Below are 25,307 nucleotides of genomic sequence, written 5' to 3' on the forward strand. Positions count from 1 at the left end.
ATATAGTCATCAGATGACCGTATCTGTTCTTGTAATCGGTGTCATTCTTGTTTACAATAGGATAATAGATTGGAAGAGAATGTGCGGGGTGTCCGCCCTGGTTAATACGGCGAAGGAGAACGGCACATTTTCATTTTACATGCTGGAGGATTCGAAGGAGGAACGAATATGTCCGACAATCAAAAGACAACCGAAGTTATCCTCATTGGTGCAGGTATCGTGAGTGCGACACTGGGAACACTTCTGAACAAATTACAGCCGGACTGGCATATCACCATTTTTGAAAAGCTCGATACAGCAGGAAAAGAAAGTTCAAATGAATGGAATAACGCCGGCACCGGGCACGCAGCTCTGTGTGAATTAAACTACACCGTCGAAAAACAGGATGGATCCATCGATATAAGCAAGGCGGTCAAGATTAACGAACAATTCCAGGTTTCCAGGCAGCTCTGGTCTCACCTGGTAGAGACAAATGACATCACAGATCCCAGGGAGTTCATCCGTCCCCTTCCCCATATAAGTTTTGTGTCCGGGGAAAAGAACACGGCGTTTTTAAGAAAACGGTATGACGCCTTGGCCGGTCATCCCCAGTTTCAGGGCATGGAATTTTCCGAAGACCCTAAACGTTTAATGCAGTGGATTCCTTTAATGATGAAGGACCGTACCTCTGAAAAACCTGTTGCGGCTACAAAGGCCGACCACGGAACAGATGTCAATTTCGGCGAATTAACGCGGCAGCTGCTGGGCAGCCTGGAACAGCAGAACAATGTCGATATCCATTATCATTGTTCGGTGGATGATATCAACCAACTGGAAAACGGGACGTGGGAAGTGAAGGCACAAAATACAAAACACAATACCCTGGAAGAACATACAGCTGATTTCCTGTTCATCGGTGCCGGAGGAGGGGCGCTTCCGTTACTGCAGAAAACAGGGCTTCCTGAGAGCCGGCATATCGGCGGCTTCCCAATCAGCGGCGAATTTCTCGTCTGCCATAATCCGGAGGTCGTCGCACAGCACGATGCCAAGGTGTACAGTAAAGAACCGGAAGGCACACCGCCCATGACCGTTCCCCACCTGGACCGGCGGCATATCGAAGGAAAAGACACCCTGCTGTACGGACCGTTCGCCGGCTTCACGCCGAAATTTTTAAAGACCGGTTCTTACATGGATTTATTGTATTCTGTTAAACCAAACAACACCTTTACCATGCTGGCAGCAGGCGCAAAGAATATGCCGATGATCAAATACCTGGCCAAACAGCTGAAAATGTCCAAGGAAGAACGGATGGAAGAGCTGCGTCAATTCGTTCCGAATGCTGAAAGCAAGGACTGGGATATCCTGGTGGCAGGGCAGCGCGTACAGCTGATTGCAGATACCGAGGACGGCGGCAGAGGCGCTCTGCAGTTCGGGACAAAATTGATTCATTCTGATGATCAGTCGCTGGCGGCGCTTCTCGGCGAGTCCCCAGGTGCTTCGGTGTCGGCTTCCATTATGTTGGATGTCCTTGAAAAATGCTTCCCGGATCACCTCGAAACGTGGAAACCGAAAATCAAAGAAATGATTCCTTCTTACGGCGAGTCGCTCGAGGACAACCCGGATCTGCTTGATGATGTTCAGGTTTCAACTTCGCGCATTCTTGGCTTAGCTGATTCCACGACGTGACAAAGTACTGCCTGGTTGACGTATAGTTTCTACATTATAAGCAGCTCCATCTGCCATATGCAGACGGAGCTGCTTTTTTCAGAAGAAATCCGTTATCTAACGCCGGGCTGTGATTGTGCCGGGCAAGGAGGAAATGCCGATAGAGAACCCCCAGCCTGCCCTTTCCCCGGACAGGCATTATACGATTTGGCCTCAGAGGTGTTCACGCTGAGGACGGATAGAGGCGGAGAAGCGGTGGGAAGATGGTCGTTAGCGCCGTCCCGGTGACTAATCGCCGGCTTAAGCGGCAGCGCGATTGGTCGTTAGACTTCTCTTCTGACCTATCCAACGGTGCTGCCGGCTGCGATTGGTCATGAGCTCCTGTCTAACGACCAATCGCGGCCAGAATTCAAAGCCGATTGGGCGCTGGAGGAAACCCCCAACCTCCCCTTCCCCGGAGAGGTATTATAAAATACTAAACGCTTCCGGCAATTCCAAAGGATAGCCGGAAGCGTTTATTTTAGCATACATGCCGTGCTTCTTATTCTTTGTTTTTCCATTTCTGCAGAGCTTCGGCGAGGGCCGGGTTGGCGATGCCATCGTCCTCCTGATTGTTCAGGTATTTATTCACGTCCTGCTTCGACGCTTTGTCCTGCTTTTCCTTATTACGCCGTTCCACAAAAGATGACTCTTTTTCTTTATACCCGCAGCGGCAGACGAAGATTTTTCCGTCTCCTTCCCCGCGCAGCTCCATTTTCTTCTTGCAGTTCGGACAGCGGGCATTGGTCGATTTTGCGATGTTCTTTTTGTACCCGCAGGAGCGGTCCTGACAGACTTTCATTTTACTGTTTTTGTTTTTTACTTCAAGCATCAATTTGCCGCATTCGGGGCACGGCGTTCCAGTTACATTGTCGTGTTTGAACGACTGCGAACTCTTTTTTATACCATCCACAATTTCTCCGGCATAGGATTTCATCTGATTGATGAATTCCTTCTTATTCAGATTTCCCTTTTCAATATCATCGAGCTGCTGCTCCCACTCGGCCGTCAGTGTAGCTGATTTTAGTTCTTCGGGAACAAGGTCGAGCAGCTGCTTTCCTTTTGAGGTAACATGAAACGCATTTCCTCTTTTTTCAAGCAGAAAAGAGTTCTGGAGCTTATCGATAATGTCGGCCCGCGTCGCGACTGTACCAATGCCGCCTGACTGCTTAATTGTTTGAAGGAGTTCCTTGTCTTCTCCCTTCATAAACCGGGCCGGGTTTTCCATCGCCGACAGCAGTGCCGATTCCGTCAGCGCCGACGGAGGCTTTGTTTCTCCTTTGTCGAGTCCACTTTTCACGAGGTTCAGTATATCCTGTTCCTTGACTCCGGATGGAATGCTGTTCTTTTCTTCGTTTTCTTCCGAATCATACACCGCTTTCCAGCCTGTTTCGAGCACCTTTTCTCCTTTTGCGGCAAACGGCTCTCCGCCGATCTCTGCCTGCAGGTCCGTCATCTCTTTTTTCTGCGGCGGGAAGAAAGCTGCGAGAAAACGGGTGACGACCATCTCATACAATTTCTTTTCTTTATCGGACATCTTTTGGTATACCGGCGTTTCTTCGGTTGGAATGATGGCATGGTGGTCGGAAACTTTGTTGTCATTAAACATCCGGCCGGCCATCTTCCATCCGTTTTTGTTAATAGTCAACACATTTTTCGAAAACGGACGGACATCAACAGCTTTCAGTCTTTCTTTCATCGTGCCTTTTAAGTCGGAGGAAAGATAGTTCGAATCGGTCCGCGGATACGAGAGCACTTTGTGCGTTTCGTACAGCCGCTGCAGGACACTAAGTGTTTCTTTGGCAGAGTACCCGAAACGCTGGCTGCATTCGCGCTGCAGTTCGGTTAAGTCGTACAGAAGCGGCGCATCATTCTTCTTCTCTTTTCGTTCCACCGACGTGACAACGGCCGGCTTGTTTTTCACTTGTTGCTCGAGCTGTTCCGCTTTTTCATTGGAAAACAGACGGGTATCCCCGGATTTTGGATGTTTCCACCAAAACACGGGTCCTCGTTCCGCCTTCGCATAAAGCTGATAAAACGTGTCGGGCTTAAATTCTTTTATTTCCTGTTCCCGGGACGCCACCATCGCAAGGGTCGGCGTCTGCACTCGACCGCAGGAAAGGGAGGCATTGAACTTCGTCGTCAGCGCGCGGGTGGCGTTCATACCGACGTACCAGTCCGCTTCCGCTCTTGCCTGCGCCGCTGCATAAAGCGAATTGAATTTCCGCCCGTCGTGAAGGTTTTGAAAGCCCTGTTTTATGGCCTGATCGGTTACCGATGAAATCCAGAGCCGCTTGATTTTTTTCTTTGTGTTAGCTTTATCGAGGATCCAGCGCGCGACAAGCTCGCCTTCGCGGCCGGCGTCGGTGGCGATAATCACTTCACTGACATCATCACGGGACAGCTGTTTTTTTACCGTATTGAACTGTTTCCCGGACTTATTGATAACAGACAGTTTCAGCTGCTCCGGCAGCATCGGCAGATCCTCCAGCCGCCACGTCTGGTACTTTGCGTCGTACGTATCCGGTTCCGCGAGGCCGACAAGATGGCCGAGCGCCCACGTTACGATATACTTCGACCCTTCAATAACACCATTTTTTTCGTTTCTGCATCCCAGCACTCTGGCAATATCTTTTCCTACCGATGGTTTTTCGGCAAGAATGACTGATTTACTCATCGATCAAAATCCTTCCTCTTCTGTTCTCTCTGCCTCTATCGTATCATATCTTGTTTTTTCAGGGTTGACGGATGCAAAGCGTCATCTTATGGTAGGATTCACACTGTTGTCAAATTTTCACCGTGGATAAAAAGGGGGCGGGGATATGCGTGTCAGTATTCAAACGAAAATAATAGTACTTATCTTATCCCTGCTCACATTTATCACCGTTATTTTATCAGGTTTCTTTGCCTACATGGAGTTCCGCGACATCGAAGATAGACTCGGAGATAAAGCTTTGAGCACAGCAACCTATGTCGCAGGTTCACCTGTTGTCCAGGAGGCCTTCCGCTCCCCGGAGCCAAGTTCAACCCTGCAGCCTTATGCCGAACGGATCCGTGAGCAGGCTGGAGCTGAGTTTGTTGTCATAGGAAATGAAAGCGGTATCCGTTATGCCCACCCCGATGAATGGAAAATCGGGAGACATATGGTAGGCGGTGATAACGCCAGAGCTCTTCAACATGGTGAATCCTACATATCCAGAGCAGAAGGAACACTCGGGCCTTCGCTGCGTGGTAAAACACCGGTTCGTAACGACAATGGCGATATAATAGGTATCATCTCTGTCGGTTTTTTAATCGAGGATCTGCGCAGTACCGTGCTGCAGCGCCTTGGAATTCTGGGGCTCCTTGCCTTTCTTGCGATTGGAATCGGAACCGTCGGCGCTGTATTCCTTTCCCGCAGCATTAAAAACGATATGTACGGCCTGGAACCGTACCAGATTGCTGATTTATATGAAACGCGTCAATCTACGCTGAAAGCCATCCGTGAAGGAATTATTGCTATCGATACAGACGGAAAGATTACGACGATGAATGACTCGGCTGTTGATATGCTCGGCTTAAAAAGTAACGCTGAAGGTGTGCCTATAACCAGCATTCTCCCCAATTCCGTTATGAAACGAGTGCTGCAGCACGGGGAACCGGAATTCAATCAAGAGCTGTCGATGAACGGTAAACTTTTCATTGTGAACCGCGAACCGATTTATCATAAAAACACTATTGCCGGGGTTGTCGCCACATTCCGGGATAAAACGGAAATGATGGAGATGGCAAATACACTCTCAGACATAAAAAAATATTCAGATGATCTCCGCTCCCAGAATCACGAGTTTTCAAATAAACTGTATGCCCTTGCCGGATACCTCCATTTAGGTAAAACAAAGGAAGCAGTGCAGCTGATTGAAGAAGAAACAGTTAATCAGGAAAAACAGGCATCCATATTATTTCATCAGATTAAGGACAGCGTGGTCCAGGCCATACTCACCGGAAAGGCCGGCCGTGCTTCGGAAAAGAAAGTAGATTTTCAAATCGATGAAACGAGTCAGCTTGACCCGCTGCCGCCTCATATCAGTCAAAGCCATTTAATATCCATTCTTGGAAATATTATTGATAATGCACTTGAAGCAGTATCACACCAGGACGCCTCTGTGGTCTCCTTTTTTGTGACCGACCTTGGCCGCGACATCGTATTTGAAGTCTCTGATAACGGCCCGGGCCTTCAGGTTGATGTCACGGATATGCTCGAAAAAGGCTTTACAACGAAGGAGGGTATTCAAAAAAGAGGGTACGGCCTCGCCATCATCCAGGAAACCGTTCATGATCTGGGCGGAATGATGGAAATCGAGAACGGAATAGAAAAAGGAGCCGTATGTACCGTTTATATTCCAAAAGAAGAAGGGAGTGCAACCAAACCATGATACGTACAGCTGTTGCTGAAGACGATTTCCGCATCGCTTCCATTCATCAGGAACTTGTGGAACGCGTCGACGGATTTGAATGCAACCACCGCGCGCTGAACGCTAAGGAGACGATGGAAATACTGGAACAGCATCCGGTCGACCTTCTCCTGCTGGACATTTTTATGCCGGATGAACTTGGAACAAATCTATTCAGCCGGATACGCGAGAATTTCCCGGAGATAGATATCATTATTATTTCTGCTTCCTCCAGTGCCACTCACGTGCAGAAATCTCTCCGATACGGGGTTTTTGACTACATCGTGAAGCCGGTGTCTCTGGAAAGACTGGAACAGACGCTGCAGAAGTATCTTGCTTTCCGCGGACGTTTAAGTGAGGCCGGGGAAATGACACAGTCCCATATTGATCAACTTACCTCCCACCGGCCTCCCGATCCGCCATTAGAGAAAGTAGAAGTGAATCCGGAGGAGCAGCTCCCTAAAGGTGTAGATCCACTTACTCTTCAATCCGTTCGGGAGAAAATTAAAAATATGGAATCAGGAGTTACCGCCGAAGAGATGGGAACATTTCTCGGGGCATCCCGCACCACTGCAAGACGCTACCTCGAATATCTGATATCAGCAGAAGAAGCAGAGGCGAAACCAATATATGGTATCGTCGGACGCCCGGAGCGTAAATATTTTCAAAAATAACCCCGCCGTGCAGAGCGGGGATTTTTATGGTTGTCAGACTACCTGCCGTTTCAGCTTCCCCCCTGCTTCCTTTCTTCCTGTATGTCATACTTTCCCGTGAACAAAATGAACATTATTAAGTTATTGTTTTTTATATCGTTTAATTTGAAAACGGTTACATTAACACTTGAATCTTTTATGATATGTACAGTTATTTAAACAAAGGGGGATCCTCAATGAAAAAATCATTGGTTTTATCGTTAAGTCTTTTCACTGCACTGGGTCTTGCTGCTTGCGGGACGGACAATTCAGGTTCAAGCGGAAATGAAAGCGCTTCTGGTTCCTCGGGACAGGAAAACTGGACGCCGGAGCAGTCCCTTGAAATCGTTGCTCCATCCGGAGCCGGCGGAGGATGGGATACAACCGCACGTATGGCTGCCGAAGGATTTGAAAGCGAAGGGATTATTGACAAAGGGATTGGGGTTGTTAACAAAGAAGGCGGAGGCGGAGCCATCGGCTGGTCTTATATAGCTGAAAAAGCCGGTAATCCTCATCATATGTTTGTTTCCTCCCCGCCCCTTCTTTTAGTCCCATTAAATGGACAGTCTCAGTACGGATTTGAAGATTTCACTCCGATTGCCAATATGATTTCTGATTACGGAGCTTTCGCCGTCCGGGATGATGCCAAGTGGGATAACCTTAACGAACTATTTGATGATATGAAAGATAATCCAGAAGATATCACAATCATCGGGGAATCTTCACCAGGGAGTATGGACCACATCCAGTTCGTCAAAATCGCCAAGGCGGCCGGTGTGGATCCTCAGTCCATTAAATACGTGTCAGCACAGGATGGAAGCAGCATGACCAATCTACTGAACGGCAATGCCGACGTCTATTCTTCCGGAGTGACAGAAACCGTTGAACAGGTCCGTGCCGGCGAGATACGCGTCCTTGGAGTTACCGCGGAAGAACGGCTGGAAGGCGAGGTAGTTGGTGAATTCCCAACTGCTAAAGAACAGGGCATTGATGAAACATTCGTAAACTGGAGAGGTTTCTTCGGTCCACCTGACATGACGGAGTCACAAATCAGTTACTATGAGGAAAAATTCAAAGCATTGAGTGAATCTGAACATTGGGCCGACACACGGGACAAATTCGCCTGGAATGAAATGTACATGGACAGCGAGGAGTACACCCAATTCCTTAAAGAAGAAAAAGAGTCCATGCAGCAGTTGTTAAATGATTTAGACATCTCAGGCGGATAAAACTTGAATCACTTGTGCCGTGATCGCATTCCGGTCACGGCATTGTCTTACGTATTACCATCATAAAGGGGGTGCTGCCGGTGCTGAAGCCGGTTCACCGGAAAGCCAGTTTGTTTCTCATTGCTCTGGCCGTTTTTTACTTAATTCTCGCCTATCAACTGGAAAGTTTTACAGCAGGTCCGATCGGCGCTGATACGATGCCGAAAATTCTCGGCTGGCTCCTTATTCTTCTGAGTGTCATTTTGTTTTTTTCCAAAGATGAGGAGACACAAGAAGAGAAAGAAAGCAGGCGTATCGCGAAAGACGATCTTATTAAGATGGCAGGAGTACTGCTTCTTACTTTCTGTTACATTTTTCTTTTGGAACGTGTCGGTTTTATTGTTACCTCGTTTCTATTTATCTGGCTCTGTTCCTGGTTCCTTGGTTATCAAAAACATGTCAAAAACATTGTAACGGCAGTCTTGTTTCCGGTTATCCTGTACAGTCTTTTTACATTCATGCTTGGCATCGCACTGCCATCGGGCATTCTGCCGTTTTAGAAAGGAGGACAGATCATGGGTTCATTGGAAGGTATATTAAGCGGAGTACAGCTTGCATTTAGTTTTCAGGGATTATTATTTGTGTTCTTAGGGGTCGTAGCAGGAACCCTGATCGGAATGATGCCGGGTCTTGGTCCTATCAGTGCGATTGCGATCATGATTCCGATCACCTATAACATGGATCCGGCCGTCGCTCTTGTTCTGATGGCTGGTGTGTATTACGGCGCCGTATTTGGGGGATCCACTTCTTCCATTTTACTGAATGCACCAGGCATTTCCGGCACAGTAGCCACGACGTTTGACGGTTATCCGATGGCACAGAGAGGAGAAGCCGGGAAAGCCCTTGCCATTGCCGCCATCTCCTCGTTTGTCGGAGGCACGATCAGCGTGGTCCTATTAATGCTTTTTGCCCCGGTGCTTTCCAGTATTGCTATCGTATTCGGTCCGGCCGAGTATTTTGCTCTGATGGTACTCGGTCTTACGGCGATATCCAGTCTGGCAGATGGATCCACCAACAAAGCGTTGATATCGGCGGTTACCGGCATCATGGCTGTTACGATCGGAATTGACAGCCAGACAGGGACGACCAGGTTCACGTTTGGTAACCCAAATCTTCTCGAGGGAATTGATTTTCTTGTCGTCGCTCTCGGGTTGTTTGCCATAGCTGAAGTATGTGCTCTTATTATCACTCGGCATGAATCACCAGAGCGCAACGGTTCCATTGGAAGTCTGAAGTTAACGAAAAAGGATCTGAAAGACATGAGCGGTCCAATGGGAAGGCAGTCATTTCTTGGATTTATTCTAGGCATTCTACCAGGATCTGGAGCAACAATCGGTTCATTTATCGGGTACATCACCGAGAAAAAGATTGCCAAAAATCCTGAAGAATTCGGCAAAGGGTCTGTGAAAGGAGTTGCTGCTCCCGAAACGGCCAACAACTCAGCAACAAGCGGTGCCTTTGTTCCACTTCTCAGTCTAGGTATACCGGGGTCCGGAACGACGGCGGTACTGCTCGGGGCACTGCTCGTCCTTGATATTCAACCCGGACCGCTTTTGATGACGGATCAGCCTGAACTTTTCTGGGGTGTCATTGTCAGTATGTACATTGGTAACGTCTTTCTGCTGATTTTAAACCTGCCGCTCATTCCCTACATTGCAAAAATACTGACGATCCCACGTCCTATGCTGATTTCCATGGTAATTATGTTTAGTATGATCGGGGTTTATGCCATCAGTTTCAACACATTTGATCTGTACCTGCTTTTGATTTTCGGAGCCATCGGCTACATTATGAGACTTTTCAAATTTCCAGCTGCCCCCTTCATTCTTGCCTTTATTCTCGGTGGAATGATGGAAGAATCGTTCCGGCAGGCGATGACGATGTCCAATAACGATCTCAGCGTCTTTGTCACGAAGCCGATTTCCCTCAGTCTTTTACTTATCGGCCTCTTATCGTTTATGGTACCGATCGTACAGAACACACGCCGCAAAAAAGCGGAGCAGAAATAGAACGGGAAACCGAAAAAGAGCGCCCCGGCCGGGACGCTCTTATTTCATTTATTTTGCTTCGGTGTTGATGGTTACTTCAATGTTGCCGCGTGTTGCCTTGGAATACGGGCAGACTTGATGGGCAGCGGCTGTGAGCTCTTCCGCTTCTTCCTGGGAAACGCCGGAAATCTCCACGTTCAACACGACGCTGAGTTTAAATCCGTCGTCCGTTTCGTCTTTGTTAAGGTTGACTTCACCGGTGACTGTGGAATCAATGTCCTTTTTTTGGTTCTTTGCGACAAGATTCAACGCACCGTCATAGCATGCGGAATAGCCTGCTGCAAACAACTGCTCCGGATTGGTACCTTCATCAGATCCGGTTCCCGGAGTGACAAGGTTTACATCAACTTTTCCATCTTCTGTTTTAACGTGGCCGTCGCGGCCGCCTTTTGCTGTTGCTTTTGCTGTATAAATCGCCATACAATCACCAATCCTTTTCTTATATTTTAATCATAAGTATCTAAGCTGCACAGTGATATATATTTCACGTCACACCGATATTTAAACATACATTTGATGATTTTCTTTCTATAAAGAGAAGAACCACTGAAAAAAATTTGCTATAATGTAGTTTAGATATCGGGGCAAAGGAGTCCATACATATGCAGAATCCCATTTCTTACCCAATCTCCATAGATCTTCTCATGAAGACTCTGGATGCCGCGGGTTCAGGTATTATCATTACCGACCCGGAAAAAAATGATAATCCAATCATTTATGCAAATGAAGGGTTTTTTCATGTTACCGGCTACAAAGCAGAAGAGATTATCGGCTTCAACTGCCGTTTTCTTCAGGGCACGGATACCTCTCAAAAGAAACTTGACAAAATCCGGCATGCTATTCAGAATGTGTCTTCTGTGTCTGTCCAGATTCTGAATTACAGGAAAGACGGCACCTCGTTTTGGAACGACCTTCACATGGAACCGGTTTACATAGAAGAAGAAGGTAAACATTACTTCGCCGGTGTGCAAAAAGATATAACAAAGCAGCGGTCCGCTGAAGACAAAGCCGCCGGCTACAACAAAGAAATTAAGCTGCTTTCTGCTCCCATCATCCCTATTGCTGATGATATTTTTGCCCTTCCGGTTATCGGTAATGTGGATGACGACCGGCTGCAGATTATTTTCGATCAGACCACCGAAACGATTCATTCCGCAAAAGTGGGAGTGCTTATTCTTGATTTGTCCGGCCTCACCAGCATGAATGAAGAGACGATCAAAGGTCTTTTCAACCTTAATCATCTTGTCCGTCTGCTTGGATCTGAACTTGTCATCACCGGCATCTCCCCTCAAATGGCAATGAAATCAAATCATTTGAACAGCGGGATCCGCAGCATCAGAATTTTTTCGACGATTAAAGATGCTGTGAAGGTATTACAGGAAAGTGGCTGATACTGCGAAAAATTTTTTTGATCAACGCTTGCATTTCTTTGCAAGCCATGATAAGATGAACTTGCTATTTTGAAACCTAAGATTAACGGAATGAACATTCCGGTTAATCGTAGCGTTTAGCAAGATAAGTAATTTATTTGGTATGCGAAAGAGCGTACACAGGAGGATCACATGGAACAAGGAACAGTTAAATGGTTTAACGCAGAAAAAGGCTTTGGTTTTATTGAACGTGAAGGAGCAGACGACGTATTTGTTCACTTCTCCGCTATTCAGGAAGAAGGTTTCAAAACACTTGAAGAAGGCCAGCAGGTTAGCTTCGAAATCGTTGAAGGCGACCGCGGTCCACAAGCTGCTAACGTAAACAAACAATAATGACAACAAAGATACGAAAAGAACCCTCCGCGGAGGGTTCTTTTTATGTTTACAGCCGGACGCAGAACAAGCAGCCGGAACAACATCCTATATGTCACAAGGGTTTTACTGCCCTTATTTTTCACCTGTTATAAAAAAACGGCCGGGGTCTTTCTTTTATGAAAAACTCCGGTCTTCTTTTTCTGCTTTAGTTTTTATGAAAGGTTTCGGAAAACAGAGCCGTAAACGCCTGCACGACTTCTACCGACTGAAAGGTAAACAGACTTAGCGCTGTCAGCGAAAACAATCCGACAGCAACAGCTCTGAGATGCTGCATCACATGTAAGACAACCATCGCGTATCCCTCCTGTATTATCTATTGTATTCCGGTATTCTCCAATTGAAAAGCGATACGCTCAGCTTTTGACTTCCCCGGCTGCCGCGCGCTGCAATACGCCCAGAAAGGCTTCGCCATACGTTTCGAGCTTCTGCCTCCCGACTCCTTTTATTTCCATCATCTCTGACTCCCGCTGCGGCCGGTACCGGCAGAATTCTTTCAGCGTCTTGTCGGAAAAAACCATATAAGGAGCGACCCCGTGCTGTTTGGCAAGCTCGAGCCGGAGCTGTCTCAACTCTTCAAACAGCGGATCTTCGCTGCTCACCGTTTCCGCCGTCAATGTTTCCTTTCTCATCACCCGTTCTGTGCCCCGCAGCACGTCTATCGCTGCGTTTGTCAGCATAAGCACCGGATAGGCGCCGTCAGACAGTGAAAGATAGGCATGAGCGGCAAGAAAATCAATAAAGGAGGCGACATCCTTCTGGGTTTTGTTTTTCATCAGGCCGTAGGTAGGGAGTGTATGCAGGTTCAGTGTACGGATCTTTTCATTGGACGACCCTGCCAGCACCTGGGCGGTTATCGTTTTGCCGAACCGCTCCCGCATGCGTTTGACACACGAGAACACCATCTGCGCTTCTTCCGTGACATCTTCAAGCGTCCGGTTATCGGTACAGTTCAGACACCTGCCGCATGGATCCTGCGGCTCTTCCCCGAAATAACGGAGCATTTCATTCTGCAGACAGTCCTCGGTATGGCAGTAATGAATCATCTGCCTCAGCTTGCGGTATTCCTTGTCTTTGCGGTCTTCGTCGAGGTGGGATTGATCGATTAAAAACTGATGGGTGCCTGCGTCCTGCGGCGAGAAAAGCAGCGTACAGTCCCCGGGATCGCCGTCTCTTCCCGCACGGCCCGCCTCTTGATAATAGGATTCAATATTTCTTGGCATGCGGGCATGAAGAACAAACCGGACATTGGATTTGTTGATTCCCATTCCAAACGCCGTCGTAGCCGCCATGACCGTCACTTCATCATACACAAAACGCTCCTGCGCCGTTTCTCTTTCTGCCGCTTCCATGCCGCCGTGGTATTTTTCCACAGCTATCCCCTCTTTGTTCAGCTTTTCCCACAGCTTCTCTACTTCTTTTCTCGTGTTTGCATAAATAATGCCCGGCTGGTTCTTGCGTTTTTTGACGTAATCGACGATATAGGCCTCACGGTTCTGGCCCTTCACGACAGAAAACGTTAAATTTTCACGGGCAAATCCTGTTTTCACCATCTGATCCGGCGGAATATCCAGTGCATGCGAAATGTCCTCTGCCACCTGCGGCGTTGCTGTAGCGGTAAGAGCGAGGACCGCTGTGTCACTGCCTGTAAAGGAGAGAAACCGTGGAATTTCCATATAAGCGGGCCGGAAATCATGCCCCCACTGCGACAGACAGTGAGCTTCATCCACCGCCGCAAGGGATACCGGAATGGACTGGAGTTGACGCAGAAACTCCTGGTTCGACAATCGCTCCGGCGCGACATAAAGAAGCCGGCACTCTCCGCGGCGGAGTAAATCCATCCGCTCCTGCATCTCGTCATAGGACAGGGAACTGTTGATGAAGGTCGCGGGAATGCCGGCTTCACGCGCTTCATCCACCTGGTCTTTCATCAGGGAAATCAAAGGGGAAATCACGATGGTAATTCCCGGCAGCATCAGGGATGGAATCTGATAACAGACTGATTTCCCGCCGCCGGTCGGCATAATACCGAGAACCGACTGCCGCTGCATGACGTGATGCAGTATCCTTTCCTGCCCATTCAAAAACGTTTCATAACCGAAATGGTGTTGCAGCTTCTCTTTGGCTTCGTCCAGCATAACCGTCCTCCTGTTCTATTGTTTCATTATAACCTCCTTTCTCTCTTTTGGAAAAGCCTTTACCGGCGATTAAAGGAAAAGCTGCACGGGAATAAAAGAGACAGACTTTATTTCAACTGGAAGGAGGCAAAAGGATGAAACGGCTGCTGACGATGGGATGTTTGGTAACGCTCTTTGCTGCATGCAGCCCCGCCGGAGACGAAGAGGCACAGGAGCAGGACACAGGTGATGAAAGTGCGCCGGAACAGGAACCGTCCGGGGAGGCAGAAGAAAGCACTCCGGACATGACAGAGCAGGAGAACCCCAGCGGGACTTCTTCTTTATCAGCCGAAACGATAACGAGTGGTCTGAATGTGCCGTGGGACGTTCAAGTGCATCAAAACTCCTTTTATATCACTGAACGAGGGGGAACGATTGTTCATGTGAACGAAGAAGGCGACAAACAGCGGCAGGAGCTTGAGCTGAGTGAGCCGGTGGCCGCTTCCGGGGAAGGCGGACTGCTCGGGTTTCAGCTGGCTCCGGATTTCGAACAGTCAAAGAAAGCCTGGGTGTATCACACATATGAACAAAACCAGTCCCTTGCGAACCGAATTGTTTCGGTGACACTTGAAGATGGAACCTGGCAGGAAAACAGCACCCTGATCGAAGATATCCCGGGTGGCAGCATTCATAACGGCGGGCGCCTGAAACTCGGCCCGGATGATATGCTGTATGCCACCGCAGGAGACGCCGGAAACGAAACGGCCGCCCAGAACAGAGAATCCAAAGCCGGAAGCATTCTACGAATGACACAGGAAGGCGGGGTACCGGATGATAATCCATTTGAAGGGTCCTACATTTATTCCTACGGCCACCGGAACCCCCAGGGCATCTCCTGGAATGAAGACGGAGAGATGTACAGCTCCGAACACGGCTCGAACGCGCGTGATGAAATCAACCGGATTGAAGCCGGCGCCAACTACGGCTGGCCTGATATCACCGGAGACGAAAGCGCTGAAAACATGCGCCCCCCGCTTATTCACTCGGGCTCGGACACGTGGGCGCCGTCTGGCTCAACGTTTAGTGAATCCGGTGCGTTTTATGTCACCGGCCTCCGCGGCACTCAACTGATGCGTTTTGATGTGGAAAATGAAACGATGGACGTCGTCTTCAGCGGCGAAGGGCGGCTCCGCGACGTGGTCCAGCACAACGGCTCCCAGTACGTGATCACCAATAATACGGACGGCCGCGGCAATCCGGATGAACAGGACGACCTGCTGCTGAAACTCGATGAAAACTCCTGATGGTGGCACCGGACGGTGGAGCATGCTGTTCCACCGTCCGGTTTTTTACGGCATTCGCCGCCCGGCGTGCAAGCAATCCGGCAGCTTACCAGCCAAACGTCTGCGTTTACATGCCGAATACCCTTCCATACATGCCAAATGACGGGCCATACTGTCCGAACCATGAATTACAAGCCGAACGGGGCTTGTTACATGCCGAATCAGCAGAAATACATGCGGACACCCCAAAAACACAGCCGCCTCACCACAACCGAAAAAAAGCGCCGGGCTCTCTGCCGCGGCGCCTTTCTTTTTTCAAAATATTTTCTGGCGGTCCCGTTCTTCTTTAAGCATCTCCACCGCTTCCCGGAAACGCTGGGAATGGACGACTTCCCGCTCGCGCAGGAACTTGAGCCCGTCATTCAGATCCGGATCATCACTCATATCAATAATCCATTGATATGTAGCCCGTGCCTTTTCTTCTGCTGCGATATCTTCATATAAATCCGCAATCGGGTCCCCTTTTGCCTGGATATAGGTCGCGGTCCACGGCGCGCCGGCAGCATTGTGGTAAAAAAGAGCGTTGTCATGGTTCGCATAGTGAGCACCCAGCCCCGCTTTTTCCATTTCTTCGGCGGTGGCGTCTTTTGTCAGTTTATACACCATCGTCGCAATCATCTCAAGATGCGCGAATTCTTCGGTGCCGATATCGGTCAAAAGCCCGATCACCCGGTCGGGAATCGAATAACGCTGATTGAGATAACGCAGGGCCGCGGACAGTTCCCCGTCCGCTCCCCCGTACTGCTCAATCAAATATTTTGCCAGCATCGGATTACAGGTGCTTACTTTCACCGGGTACTGCAGCTTTTTTTCATAAATCCACATACACAGCCTCCTTCATTATATCTGCCATGGCCAAGGTGCCTGATTCCAGTTCCACGGATAACCGCTGTAACTGTTGCCATACTGCTGGAGCGGCCCGATGTACTGTTCCACTTTCGGAACAAGCATCCTGCGGTGATAGGAGGCGTCATTAAACTGCTGAATCGCTGCATAATCGTCCGGATGGGTATCAAGATAAAGCGTCAATTCGACGAGGACAAAATCCACCACCTGCAGTTCTTCCATCAGTGGGTAAAACTCTTTTGGGAGCTGTACCTGACTGCTCATGACTCTTCCCTCCCCCAGTATCTGCCGTTATAAGGAGAAAACAGGGCCGGCCACAGCGTTCCGGCGTAAAGGGCCTGCTGCGGCTGGTATTGCGGCAGATTGTACGGCTGGTATCCAAGGTAAAGTTCAGGCGGCGTTTCGTACGATTTCACACGAATCGGCGGACACGGATCGAACGGGCTGACATACGGCCGGTAATACTTACGCTGAGTAAATTCTTTCATGTGCATACCTGCCTTTGTATAAAACGGATTACTTCACCTTATGCCGGATTATGTCCGCTTAGAATGCTTTTTCCATTTTTCTTTTCCTTTTTTCAGCCATTTTTGCACGAAGCTTGTCTGGGAAAGAATATCAAACGCAGTGCTGATGAGAAGACCGTACAGCACTACGCCGAGAATGCTGAGCAGCACGAGCAGAAAATGTCCTGCCCCGGTGACGGGATCAAAGTCCGACCGTCCGAAAAAAACGAGCGACAACAGGCTGCTGGAGAAAGCGTCCCAGTAACTGGTCAGCGCCGGCTCCAGATGATAGAGAGGAATGATGGTAATAAACAAAAAGCCGAATGCCGAAGAAGCGACAAGCGCCAGGTTCTGCTTTTTCAGAAAACGGATCAGCGGCATTGTATAATATTTTGTAATCGTCTTCAGACGGAGAAGGTGGAGGACTCTCGCAAAACGCGCAAACTGGAAAATGGCATCGAGAGGAATAACGGCAATGACAAGAAAGGGATTGGACTTGATAAACTGCCATTTGTTGTCCGCGCGCCAGATCCGGTAGACAAAATCCGCGAAAAACACGCCCCACGTTCCCCATATCAGGTAATTCTCCGCCGCGGTGTCATACCAAAGCGTTCCAATCGATAACGCTGCCAAAAGCACCATGATGATTTCATACGTGATATCCAGATTAGAACGCTCGGTGTTCGCTGCACTCATGTTCAGCCACTACTTTCTTTGGTATGTATGATGGAATAACCACTTTAAATCCAGAAACCGGAGCAGGGCAGCTCCGGTTTTCTTTACCCTCGATTTATCCAAGGTATTCCGCGAGTTCCTGGAGAAGTTGGGTGTAGACTTTCTGGCCTTTTTCAAACTGACTGAGTCTGTAAAATTCGTTCGGTGCGTGCATGCCTTCGTCAAAGACGGAATAGCCGAGTTGAATGGTATGAACATCGAGCAGCTGCTGGAGCAGTCCGGTAATGGGAATGGATCCGCCGATACGAAGTTGATGAGAGGATTTTTCCTCCACCTGCTGTACAGCCTCTTCCACGGCTTTCAATGCGGGATGATCTGCCGGCAGCATATACGGGTATGCTTTTCCTTCGAGCGGAATGACCAACGCCTCTACTTCTGCCGGTGCATGGCGTTCTACATGCTGCCGGATGAGCTCGATCACCCGCTCCGGATCCTGGTCGGGTACGAGGCGGCACGTTACTTTGGCGTGGGAATCGGCCGGAATGACGGTTTTCACCCCAATGCCCTGATACCCTCCCCACAATCCGTTAATATCAAGCGTGGGACGGATGAGCGTCTGTTCGCCCGGAGTATAGCCGGGTTCCCCGTACACCTGGTTCACCCCTGCATTCTTCTGAAATGTTTCCTCGGAGCTGAAGGTGGCATTGATGTTTTCTTTTTCCTCATCGCTGCGTTCGATCACGTCGTCATAAAAACCTTCCACTGCTACGCTCCCGTCTTCGTGTTTCAGTGAATCGAGAATCCGCGCGAGAGCCTGTGCGCTGTTTGGAACAGCTCCGCCGTACAGACCGGAGTGAAGATCACCGCCTGCACTCCGCACATCAATCTGCACACCGGCAAGCCCGCGCAGGCTGACCATCGAAGCAGGCTGGTCTTCTTCCCTCCGACCGGAATCAGCGCTGATGGCGGTATCGGCGCGCAGCATCTCTTTGTTTTCTTCCATAAACGAAGCCAGCGACGGACTGCCAATCTCTTCTTCCCCTTCAAACAGGAATTTCACATTCACAGGAAGTGTTTTCGATTCTTTCAGCCACGCTTCACAGGCGATGACCGGAAGCAGGACGTTAGCTTTCATGTCTGTTGCCCCTCTGGCATAAATCCGGCCGTTTTCGATAACGGGATCAAACGGCTGGCTGTTCCACAGCTCCAGCGGTTCCGCCGGCTGCACGTCATAATGCCCGTAGAAGAGGATCGTCGGCGCCCCTTCGGCATGAAGCCAGTCCCCGTAAACAATCGGATGGCCGTTTGTCTCCATCACCTTCACGTTTTCTATGCCGGCCTGCTGCAGCCGGGACGCCGTCCACTCCCCCGCTTGTTTCACACTTTCTTTGTACTCCGGCAGCGTCGAAATACTCGGTATCCGGAGAAACTCCGTTAATTCATCGATAAACCGTTTCTGATTGTCCGTTATATAGGAAAAATCCATGTCACTGCCTCCCCGTGATTTGATGTTTTTATTGTATCATGCCATTTCTAAAAAAAATATTTAAAAACCCCCTTGCATAATCAGGAGGGTTCTTATATAATAGAATTTGTCTTGCGGTTGTGGCGGAACTGGCAGACGCGCACGGTTCAGGTCCGTGTGGGCATAGCGCCCTTGGAGGTTCAAGTCCTCTCAGCCGCACCAATTTTAACATGAAATGCAGGACCTATAATACAAAACAGTGCTGGCTTAAAAGTCAGCGCTGTTTTTTTATGTTCTATGATACAAATCCAAAAACTTCTTCGAGCTTCTATTAACTACGCTGCCTCATTTAGATGTTGAAATTATACTTGTCCCACAATGCACGCATCTTATTTCTTAAAAATAAAGCTGAAATTCTAATAAATACGATACTTGCTGGGTTGCTTTTAACCGCTACTGTTCTCGGATGATCGTTGACCTATGAAGTCCAATTACGTCTGCAATGTCTTAAAGATTTTGCCTGACCACGAAGAGTTTGAGTCACCCCCAATAAATACCATCAGATAAGAGCGGTCCATCGTTATTCCCTCTGTTATGTTGGATTGTATTAGTTACCTTCATGATAATAAAATAACGATAACTTTTACTATGCCTTCTGCCGTTGCAAATGACTTTTAAATCAAACAATCATACTTAATTAAGGACACACAAAAATAATTATAGTATAATTATTTTATAAACGTGTGGCTAGATTTTATTACTTGTGATTCGCAAGTAGTGACAAAAATGGCTGGGACATTTGCTGTCGTCATGCCACCGGCTATCCGACACACATTGGCTGCCTTTGCTTCGCTTAATGAGTAGCCACACGTTTTTTACAAAGGAGATCTTTGAATTATATGAAAGAATTGCATAATATTAAAACACGAAATGAGCTTGCAGATTTTCTGAGAATACCTAGAAAAAAACTTTCTTATATATTGTATAAAAAGAAAGTTGATAATTTGTATCATTCGTTTGAGATAGAAAAGAAAAACGGTGGCGTACGAAAAATTGATGCTCCAATGAGAGAACTTAAAGATATTCAACAAAAACTTACTAAAACTTTATATAAACACCAAGAACAGAAATGGAAAGATAAACAAAATAACCTTTCTCATGCATTTGAAAAAAACAAGGGAATCATAACAAATGCAAAAATTCACCGGAATAAAAGATTCGTTTTAAATATCGATTTAGAAAGTTTTTTTGAAAGTTTTCATTTTGGACGTGTCAGAGGTTTTTTTATCAAGAACGCTCATTTATCATTACCTATTGAGGTAGCAACAGTAATAGCACAATTATCATCTTACCAAGGAAAGCTGCCACAAGGTGCACCTAGTTCTCCGGTTATTACGAACTTAATTTGTGAAATACTTGACCTCAGGTTGTTGAAAATTTCAAGAAAATTTAAGGTGGACTATACACGCTATGCGGATGATTTAACTTTTTCGACTAATGAAAAAAATTTTTCAGAAAAAGAATCAGATTTTCTTGAAGAAATAACTAAAGAATTGAAACGTTCTGGATTTAACATTAATGATAAGAAAACAAGATTGCAGTTTAAAGATTCAAGACAAGTAGTTACTGGTCTCGTCGTTAATAAAAAAGTGAATGTAAACCGAGATTATTATAAGAAAACTAGAGCCATGGCTAATACCCTTTACAAACAAGGAAAATTTGAGATTGATGGAGAAGAAGCCAGTATCAATCAATTAGAAGGAAGGTTTGCTTTTATCAATCAACTTGATTGGTATAACAACCATAAAATTGGAGGAAGTCCAAAAGATTATAATAATAGATTTGCTAATTTTAAAGCAAGTGAACGAGATTACCAAAAATTTCTATTTTATAAATACTTTTATGCTAATTCAAAGCCCCTTGTTATTACGGAAGGTAAAACAGATATTGCTTATTTAAAATCAGCTTTAAAGAATATGTATCGTGAATATCCTAATTTAATTACTAAAACAAAAGATGAAACGTTCGAATTTAAGATTTCATTTTTAAAAAAATCTAAAAGATTAAATTACTTTCTAGATATCAATAAGGATGGTGCAGAGGGGCTCATCAAAATTTATAACCTTTTTAGTGGAAAAGGAGGTGCTCCAAACCTTTTAAATTACTTTAAAGATAAAAGTAATACTTTGCCGCATAACCCTGTATTTTTACTGTATGATAATGAATTGGTTAATGGAAAGCCCTTGAAGAAGATTGTTAATCACGCCCAACTTGATAATGAAACTAATGAAACTTTAAAAAGTGAACTAATAGTTAATATTAGGAATAATCTATATTTATTAACTGTTCCATTAGTTAATGACAGACTAGAATCTGATATTGAAGATTTGTTCGAAGATAAAATTTTAAATCATAAAATTAATGGAAAGACCTTCAATAAAAATAATAAAATGGATACTGATATGCACTATGGAAAACAAAAATTTTCTCAATTTATATCACAAAACTATCGCAACATAAATTTTTATAATTTCAAATGTGTATTAAATAACATAAATAACGCTATTAAAGACTATAACAATCCTTAATACATTTAAAAAGAGACGATTTCTTACTTAGATGAAAAGATGAAACCCAGACTATAGAACTTTGCCTACCTTTTTGATCTAATAATTATAGAAACTAGTGATTCATCAATTCTTTTTCTTGTTCACGTACTCAAATTTCCTAATATAACATATCTTATGTTTATTCACTGAAATTCTAGGAATTCGATACCTTTCTCAACAAACGAAGTAAATAGTTTATAAATTTAGAGAACTAAGTATTTCGATCTTCAATCACTCTATCTTTCTCCGCTTCATCATGCCCGTCACAATCGGAGTGAAGACTCCAATCAGAATAATGGGCAGCATCCATCCCCCTGCCCCTTCTCTCCAGCCGAGTGCAATAGTGATCGATTCCACTGAAAGGAAGGCAAACATAATCAGGCAGATATTTTTCAGCTGGTTCACCATCTTCCGGCTGCTGCGGTAAAAATGGACGGCATTGGATGCATTCAACCGCTTGGGATAGTTATGGATTTCCGGGAACTTTTCAAACAGGGTCATCAACATAATAGTAAAAACCCCGATGCCCGGCAGAATCAGGAGCTCCCATTTCGCCCCCGTGCGGTCCACCTCCCCCGCTGCGTTATAATGGGCGGGAACCTGCTCCGGAAGTGCGCTCCAGGTCAGGAGCAGAAAAACAAGAGAACAGAAAAAACACAAATACCCGGTGAAATCCCACACTTTTTCGCTTTTTGTTTTTGGAATATTGATTTTAGGACGATCCTGCAACGCTGCCATCCATTCCTCTCCCTTTGAACAAACACTTCTGTGCTTTCTTCGTATTTTCATCATTGCAATCTGTTCTTTATATTTAGGATAATGGAAATTACAACAGCTCACAAGAAGAGGTGATGGCATGAGTGAACTGGCTGATCTTTTAAGAGAATCAAACCATACCGTTGTGATGACCGGGGCGGGCATGTCCACTGGAAGCGGACTGCCGGATTTTCGTTCAAATACAGGGTTATGGCAAAACCGCGATCCGGCGGCGCTTGCGAGTGTGGATGCGATGGAACACCACCGCGATGATTTCTTCGAGTTTTACCGCTCACGCATTGAAGCCCTGCATGGCGTGGAACCCAATGAAGGACACCGCATTCTGGCAGACTGGGAAAAACAGGGATGGGTGCAGAACGTGATTACCCAGAATGCGGACGGGCTCCATCAGCAGGCCGGCAGCCGGAACACGGCGGAACTGCACGGTTCCATCGCGGGACTGCACTGCCATTCCTGCGGACATCCTGCAGAGAACAGCCGTTATCCGGATTATGACACGGCCTGCCCTGTCTGCGGCGGCTTTCTCCGGCCGAACATCGTACTTTTCGGTGAAATACTTCCGGAAAAAGCCATCACAACCGCCCAGCAGGAAGCCGCCCGGGCCGATCTTTTCCTCGTTCTCGGTACCAGCCTCACCGTCGCCCCCGCATCGCATTTTCCATTGGAAGCCAAGCAGCAGGGCGCCCGGCTTGTCATCATCAATCAAACGCCAACAGAAATGGATGAGGAAGCGGATCTGGTCTTCCATGGAGAAAAGATCAGCACCGTGCTCCGTGAAGCAGATGCCTGCCTCCAGGACGGACCTTAATTCAGGGTCCTTTTTTTATGGAAGATCTTTTGTTTCATATCGATATGGTGCGGATGATGCTGGGAGCGGTGCTGCTGTTTGGCATGCAGGCCGGTTTTACTGCGCTGGAGTCCGGTCTTACCGGGTGCACTTGTCTACACTGTACTTTCTGCTTTTCAAGCAGCTATTGTGACTATTAGACGATGTCTACACCTCACTTTTTCGGCTTGCCGCTCCAATGGTGACTCTTACCGCTTTTCTACGCGTCACAATCGCAGCCTCTCTGCCGGATTGTGACGTTCAGCCATCCAAGCTGAACATTTTCCCCGATCATCATAAAAAGCGCACGCCCATTTTTGGACGTGCGCTGGTCTACGCTGCACTTTCTGCTTTTCAAACAATCATTGTAACTCTTAGACGTTGCCTAAACCACACTTTCTCGGCTTGCCGCTCCGATTGTGATTCTTACCGCTTTTCTACGCGTCACAATCGCAGTCGTTCTACCAAATTGTAAGGCTTAGCCATCTCCAAACCACGTGCTGCCTGCACAAACCACTCATACGTCAGCAGAACGAGTCTTTGGATTTTGGCACAGACAGTCCGAACAGCGGCCGGATAAAAAGGGCTACAAAGGTGCCGGCAAGGGCGAGAATGCCCCATAGATAGCCGTGCAGACTGAACGAGGCGATACCGGTGAAATACGCACCGATATTACAGCCAAAGGCCAGACGGGCGCCGTATCCCATCAACAGACCGCCGATGACAGCGGCGGATACGTTTTTCTTGTTCATGCTGGTAAAACGGAACAGACCGCCTGCCGCAGATGCGATAAAGGCGCCGAGAATGACACCGAAGTTCAAAACGCTGGTTCCGTGGGCGAAAACACTGGACTGCAGCGTTTCGGCGCTGCTTCCCTGCCAGTATCCCCAGCTGGCCACGTCGATTCCCATCGTTTGAAGAACCTGGGATCCCCAGAGGGTAAACCCTGACGTGACACCCCAGCCGCTGCCGCGGGTAAGAAGTGTCAGCGCGTTAAGGACTGCAAGCACGACAGCTGCGGTTATGAGCGGCCATGATCCGCGGAGAATTCTCTTCCAGCCTGATGCCTTCGGTAGTGCGGGCATGCGGGGCGGCTGTGTCTTTTTCTCACGGCGCAGGGTCCACCAAATGATGAATCCGAAAAAGAGAATCGAAACGACCCATGCGCCGAAGTAGCCGAGTCCGGTTGATGTTGCAAGGGATACCGATCCAAACGACGGCATTTCCTCAGACCAAAACGGCAGATGGTAGGCGCCGAGGGTCGCGCCGATGATGAAAAAGAGCAGGGTCACAAACATCACGGAGCGCCCCCCGCCGACGGCGTACAATGTACCGGATGCGCACCCGCCTCCAAGCTGCATGCCAAGGCCGAATAAAAATGCGCCGACGACAAGGCTGACACCAATTGGTGCGATGTTACCCGTTGCGGCTCCTCCGAAAAAAGTGACGCCTATTGCAAGAATCGGAGCGAACAGCGTAACGGCAACCGCGAGCATAACCATATGCGCCCGCAGCGCCTGCCCGTTTCCGACGGAAGCGAACCTCCGGAAGGCAGAAGTGAATCCGAACCTGGCATGGAATAACGTATAGCCAAGTAACAGCCCGAGAATTAAAAGGATTGGCTGGGCAGGCTGTTGTGTGACAGCCAGGAAAATGGTTAATATTGCCGATACAATAAGGGCACCGACAACAAGCGGCGTCTGGGCCGGGTTCAAACCGGGATCTTTGGCGCCTTCGTGTTGATGACTGGTAACAGCTTCTGCTTGAACCGCCATATTATCCACCTCTTTCTTATAATACCTATAGTAATAGTAGGGTTTTAATTCAAATAACATTATATACCCCTGTCATTCGGCTTGTAAAGTTATATGCTGTCATACATTTTCCCCGGAATTCCGCGCTGTGCCGCGCCTTTTTTCATTACACAAAAAGAGTCTGAGACAAAACTTCTATAAGATAGAAAAATACCGAACGATTTCAAAAAATCGTTCGGTATTTTTCGTTGCTGAGACAAGCCGCTACGCCAAAATGCTTTGCTTTCCGCGGGCACGGCTCAAGCCTCCTCGGAAGAAAACCGCTTCCTGCGGGGTCTTGAGACTCGTGCTGTTCCCGCAGGAGTCAAAGCATTTTGGCTCCGCTGCTATACAGCTTTTGATTAGTGAACCGGAAAATTCGTGTTATCTGCCGCATCATGTGCTTTTGTCCCAAACTCTCTTC

At 47.5% G+C, this 25,307-nt stretch carries 23 protein-coding genes and 1 tRNA gene; 13 read left to right on the plus strand and 11 right to left on the minus strand.

Annotated elements, in window-relative coordinates; genetic code table 11:
• The first annotated feature begins 168 nt into the window (after positions 1 to 168).
• The gene (mqo, locus tag ACFSUB_RS13275; RefSeq protein ID WP_380713753.1) at positions 169 to 1,665 is read left to right on the plus strand and encodes a malate dehydrogenase (quinone); all 1,497 of its coding nucleotides are present in this window, start codon (positions 169 to 171) and stop codon (positions 1,663 to 1,665) included.
• A gap of 520 nt (positions 1,666 to 2,185) precedes the next feature.
• Here the strand turns inward: mqo and ACFSUB_RS13280 are convergent.
• Positions 2,186 to 4,360, minus strand: coding sequence for a DNA topoisomerase III (locus ACFSUB_RS13280; RefSeq protein WP_380713754.1), 2,175 nt, complete (start codon positions 4,358 to 4,360; stop codon positions 2,186 to 2,188).
• A gap of 145 nt (positions 4,361 to 4,505) precedes the next feature.
• Between ACFSUB_RS13280 and ACFSUB_RS13285 the strand changes: the two genes are divergently transcribed.
• The 5 genes from ACFSUB_RS13285 to ACFSUB_RS13305 all read left to right on the plus strand — a co-directional run bounded on the left by ACFSUB_RS13285 (position 4,506) and on the right by ACFSUB_RS13305 (position 10,085).
• Entirely contained in the window at positions 4,506 to 6,098 is a 1,593-nt protein-coding gene (locus tag ACFSUB_RS13285) for an ATP-binding protein (protein WP_380713755.1), read from the plus strand.
• Complete coding sequence (locus ACFSUB_RS13290; RefSeq protein WP_380713756.1) at positions 6,095 to 6,790, plus strand: response regulator; 696 nt, start codon at positions 6,095 to 6,097, stop codon at positions 6,788 to 6,790. Before ACFSUB_RS13285 ends, ACFSUB_RS13290 begins: the two co-directional genes overlap by 4 nt.
• A gap of 215 nt (positions 6,791 to 7,005) precedes the next feature.
• Entirely contained in the window at positions 7,006 to 8,037 is a 1,032-nt protein-coding gene (locus ACFSUB_RS13295; protein WP_380713757.1) for a tripartite tricarboxylate transporter substrate binding protein, read from the plus strand.
• An 80-nt stretch (positions 8,038 to 8,117) separates the two neighbouring features.
• A complete protein-coding gene (locus ACFSUB_RS13300; protein WP_380713758.1) occupies positions 8,118 to 8,576 on the plus strand; it encodes a tripartite tricarboxylate transporter TctB family protein in 459 nt (152 codons plus the stop codon).
• Between the two features lie 15 nt (positions 8,577 to 8,591).
• Positions 8,592 to 10,085, plus strand: coding sequence for a tripartite tricarboxylate transporter permease (locus ACFSUB_RS13305; RefSeq protein WP_380713759.1), 1,494 nt, complete (start codon positions 8,592 to 8,594; stop codon positions 10,083 to 10,085).
• Between the two features lie 48 nt (positions 10,086 to 10,133).
• Here ACFSUB_RS13305 and ACFSUB_RS13310 read toward each other — a convergent pair whose 3' ends face one another.
• Positions 10,134 to 10,544, minus strand: coding sequence for an organic hydroperoxide resistance protein (locus tag ACFSUB_RS13310; protein ID WP_380713760.1), 411 nt, complete (start codon positions 10,542 to 10,544; stop codon positions 10,134 to 10,136).
• A gap of 182 nt (positions 10,545 to 10,726) precedes the next feature.
• Between ACFSUB_RS13310 and ACFSUB_RS13315 the strand changes: the two genes are divergently transcribed.
• Both ACFSUB_RS13315 and ACFSUB_RS13320 read left to right on the plus strand, forming a co-directional pair.
• Positions 10,727 to 11,515 carry a PAS domain-containing protein gene (locus ACFSUB_RS13315; protein ID WP_380713761.1) on the plus strand — a complete coding sequence of 263 codons (789 nt, stop codon included), beginning with the start codon at positions 10,727 to 10,729 and terminating at the stop codon, positions 11,513 to 11,515.
• A gap of 171 nt (positions 11,516 to 11,686) precedes the next feature.
• Positions 11,687 to 11,887, plus strand: coding sequence for a cold-shock protein (locus ACFSUB_RS13320; protein ID WP_026703289.1), 201 nt, complete (start codon positions 11,687 to 11,689; stop codon positions 11,885 to 11,887).
• Positions 11,888 to 12,074: 187 nt separating this feature from the next.
• Here ACFSUB_RS13320 and ACFSUB_RS13325 read toward each other — a convergent pair whose 3' ends face one another.
• Positions 12,075 to 12,221: a hypothetical protein gene (locus tag ACFSUB_RS13325; RefSeq protein ID WP_380713762.1), complete on the minus strand. Its 147-nt coding sequence runs from the start codon at positions 12,219 to 12,221 to the stop codon at positions 12,075 to 12,077.
• Between the two features lie 61 nt (positions 12,222 to 12,282).
• Complete coding sequence (gene recQ, locus ACFSUB_RS13330) at positions 12,283 to 14,064, minus strand: DNA helicase RecQ (RefSeq protein WP_380713763.1); 1,782 nt, start codon at positions 14,062 to 14,064, stop codon at positions 12,283 to 12,285.
• A 134-nt stretch (positions 14,065 to 14,198) separates the two neighbouring features.
• On the opposite strand from recQ, the gene ACFSUB_RS13335 reads away from it, so the two are divergent.
• Complete coding sequence (locus tag ACFSUB_RS13335; protein ID WP_380713764.1) at positions 14,199 to 15,347, plus strand: PQQ-dependent sugar dehydrogenase; 1,149 nt, start codon at positions 14,199 to 14,201, stop codon at positions 15,345 to 15,347.
• Between the two features lie 294 nt (positions 15,348 to 15,641).
• Here the strand turns inward: ACFSUB_RS13335 and ACFSUB_RS13340 are convergent, their stop codons facing one another.
• From ACFSUB_RS13340 to ACFSUB_RS13360, 5 genes are all read right to left on the minus strand, one after another.
• A complete protein-coding gene (locus tag ACFSUB_RS13340; RefSeq protein ID WP_090926893.1) occupies positions 15,642 to 16,211 on the minus strand; it encodes a manganese catalase family protein in 570 nt (189 codons plus the stop codon).
• 15 nt (positions 16,212 to 16,226) lie between these two features.
• A complete protein-coding gene (locus ACFSUB_RS13345; protein ID WP_380713765.1) occupies positions 16,227 to 16,496 on the minus strand; it encodes a spore coat protein CotJB in 270 nt (89 codons plus the stop codon).
• Complete coding sequence (locus tag ACFSUB_RS13350; RefSeq protein WP_380713766.1) at positions 16,493 to 16,720, minus strand: spore coat associated protein CotJA; 228 nt, start codon at positions 16,718 to 16,720, stop codon at positions 16,493 to 16,495. The genes ACFSUB_RS13345 and ACFSUB_RS13350 overlap by 4 nt, the downstream gene beginning before the upstream one ends.
• 48 nt (positions 16,721 to 16,768) lie before the next feature.
• Positions 16,769 to 17,434 (minus strand): hypothetical protein, encoded by a 666-nt coding sequence (locus ACFSUB_RS13355; RefSeq protein WP_380713767.1) that lies wholly within the window; start codon positions 17,432 to 17,434, stop codon positions 16,769 to 16,771.
• 94 nt (positions 17,435 to 17,528) lie between these two features.
• Positions 17,529 to 18,899, minus strand: coding sequence for a dipeptidase (locus ACFSUB_RS13360; protein WP_380713768.1), 1,371 nt, complete (start codon positions 18,897 to 18,899; stop codon positions 17,529 to 17,531).
• Between the two features lie 113 nt (positions 18,900 to 19,012).
• Between ACFSUB_RS13360 and ACFSUB_RS13365 the strand changes: the two genes are divergently transcribed.
• Both ACFSUB_RS13365 and ACFSUB_RS13370 read left to right on the plus strand, forming a co-directional pair.
• A tRNA-Leu gene (locus ACFSUB_RS13365) sits at positions 19,013 to 19,100 on the plus strand.
• Between the two features lie 677 nt (positions 19,101 to 19,777).
• Positions 19,778 to 21,466 (plus strand): retron Ec67 family RNA-directed DNA polymerase/endonuclease, encoded by a 1,689-nt coding sequence (locus ACFSUB_RS13370; RefSeq protein WP_380713769.1) that lies wholly within the window; start codon positions 19,778 to 19,780, stop codon positions 21,464 to 21,466.
• A 252-nt stretch (positions 21,467 to 21,718) separates the two neighbouring features.
• Here the strand turns inward: ACFSUB_RS13370 and ACFSUB_RS13375 are convergent, their stop codons facing one another.
• On the minus strand, positions 21,719 to 22,225 hold the full coding sequence (locus tag ACFSUB_RS13375) for a DUF1648 domain-containing protein (protein WP_380713770.1): 507 nt from the start codon (positions 22,223 to 22,225) through the stop codon (positions 21,719 to 21,721).
• 118 nt (positions 22,226 to 22,343) lie between these two features.
• On the opposite strand from ACFSUB_RS13375, the gene ACFSUB_RS13380 reads away from it, so the two are divergent.
• On the plus strand, positions 22,344 to 23,072 hold the full coding sequence (locus tag ACFSUB_RS13380; protein WP_380713771.1) for an NAD-dependent deacylase: 729 nt from the start codon (positions 22,344 to 22,346) through the stop codon (positions 23,070 to 23,072).
• A gap of 17 nt (positions 23,073 to 23,089) precedes the next feature.
• A complete protein-coding gene (locus ACFSUB_RS13385) occupies positions 23,090 to 23,251 on the plus strand; it encodes a hypothetical protein (protein ID WP_380713772.1) in 162 nt (53 codons plus the stop codon).
• 363 nt (positions 23,252 to 23,614) lie between these two features.
• On the opposite strand, the gene ACFSUB_RS13390 is transcribed toward ACFSUB_RS13385, so the two are convergent.
• Entirely contained in the window at positions 23,615 to 24,865 is a 1,251-nt protein-coding gene (locus ACFSUB_RS13390; RefSeq protein WP_380713774.1) for a YeeE/YedE family protein, read from the minus strand.
• Positions 24,866 to 25,307 lie beyond the last annotated feature (442 nt).

The sequence above is a fragment of the Salibacterium lacus genome (assembly GCF_042684865.1).
Taxonomy (GTDB): domain Bacteria; phylum Bacillota; class Bacilli; order Bacillales; family Marinococcaceae; genus Salibacterium; species Salibacterium lacus.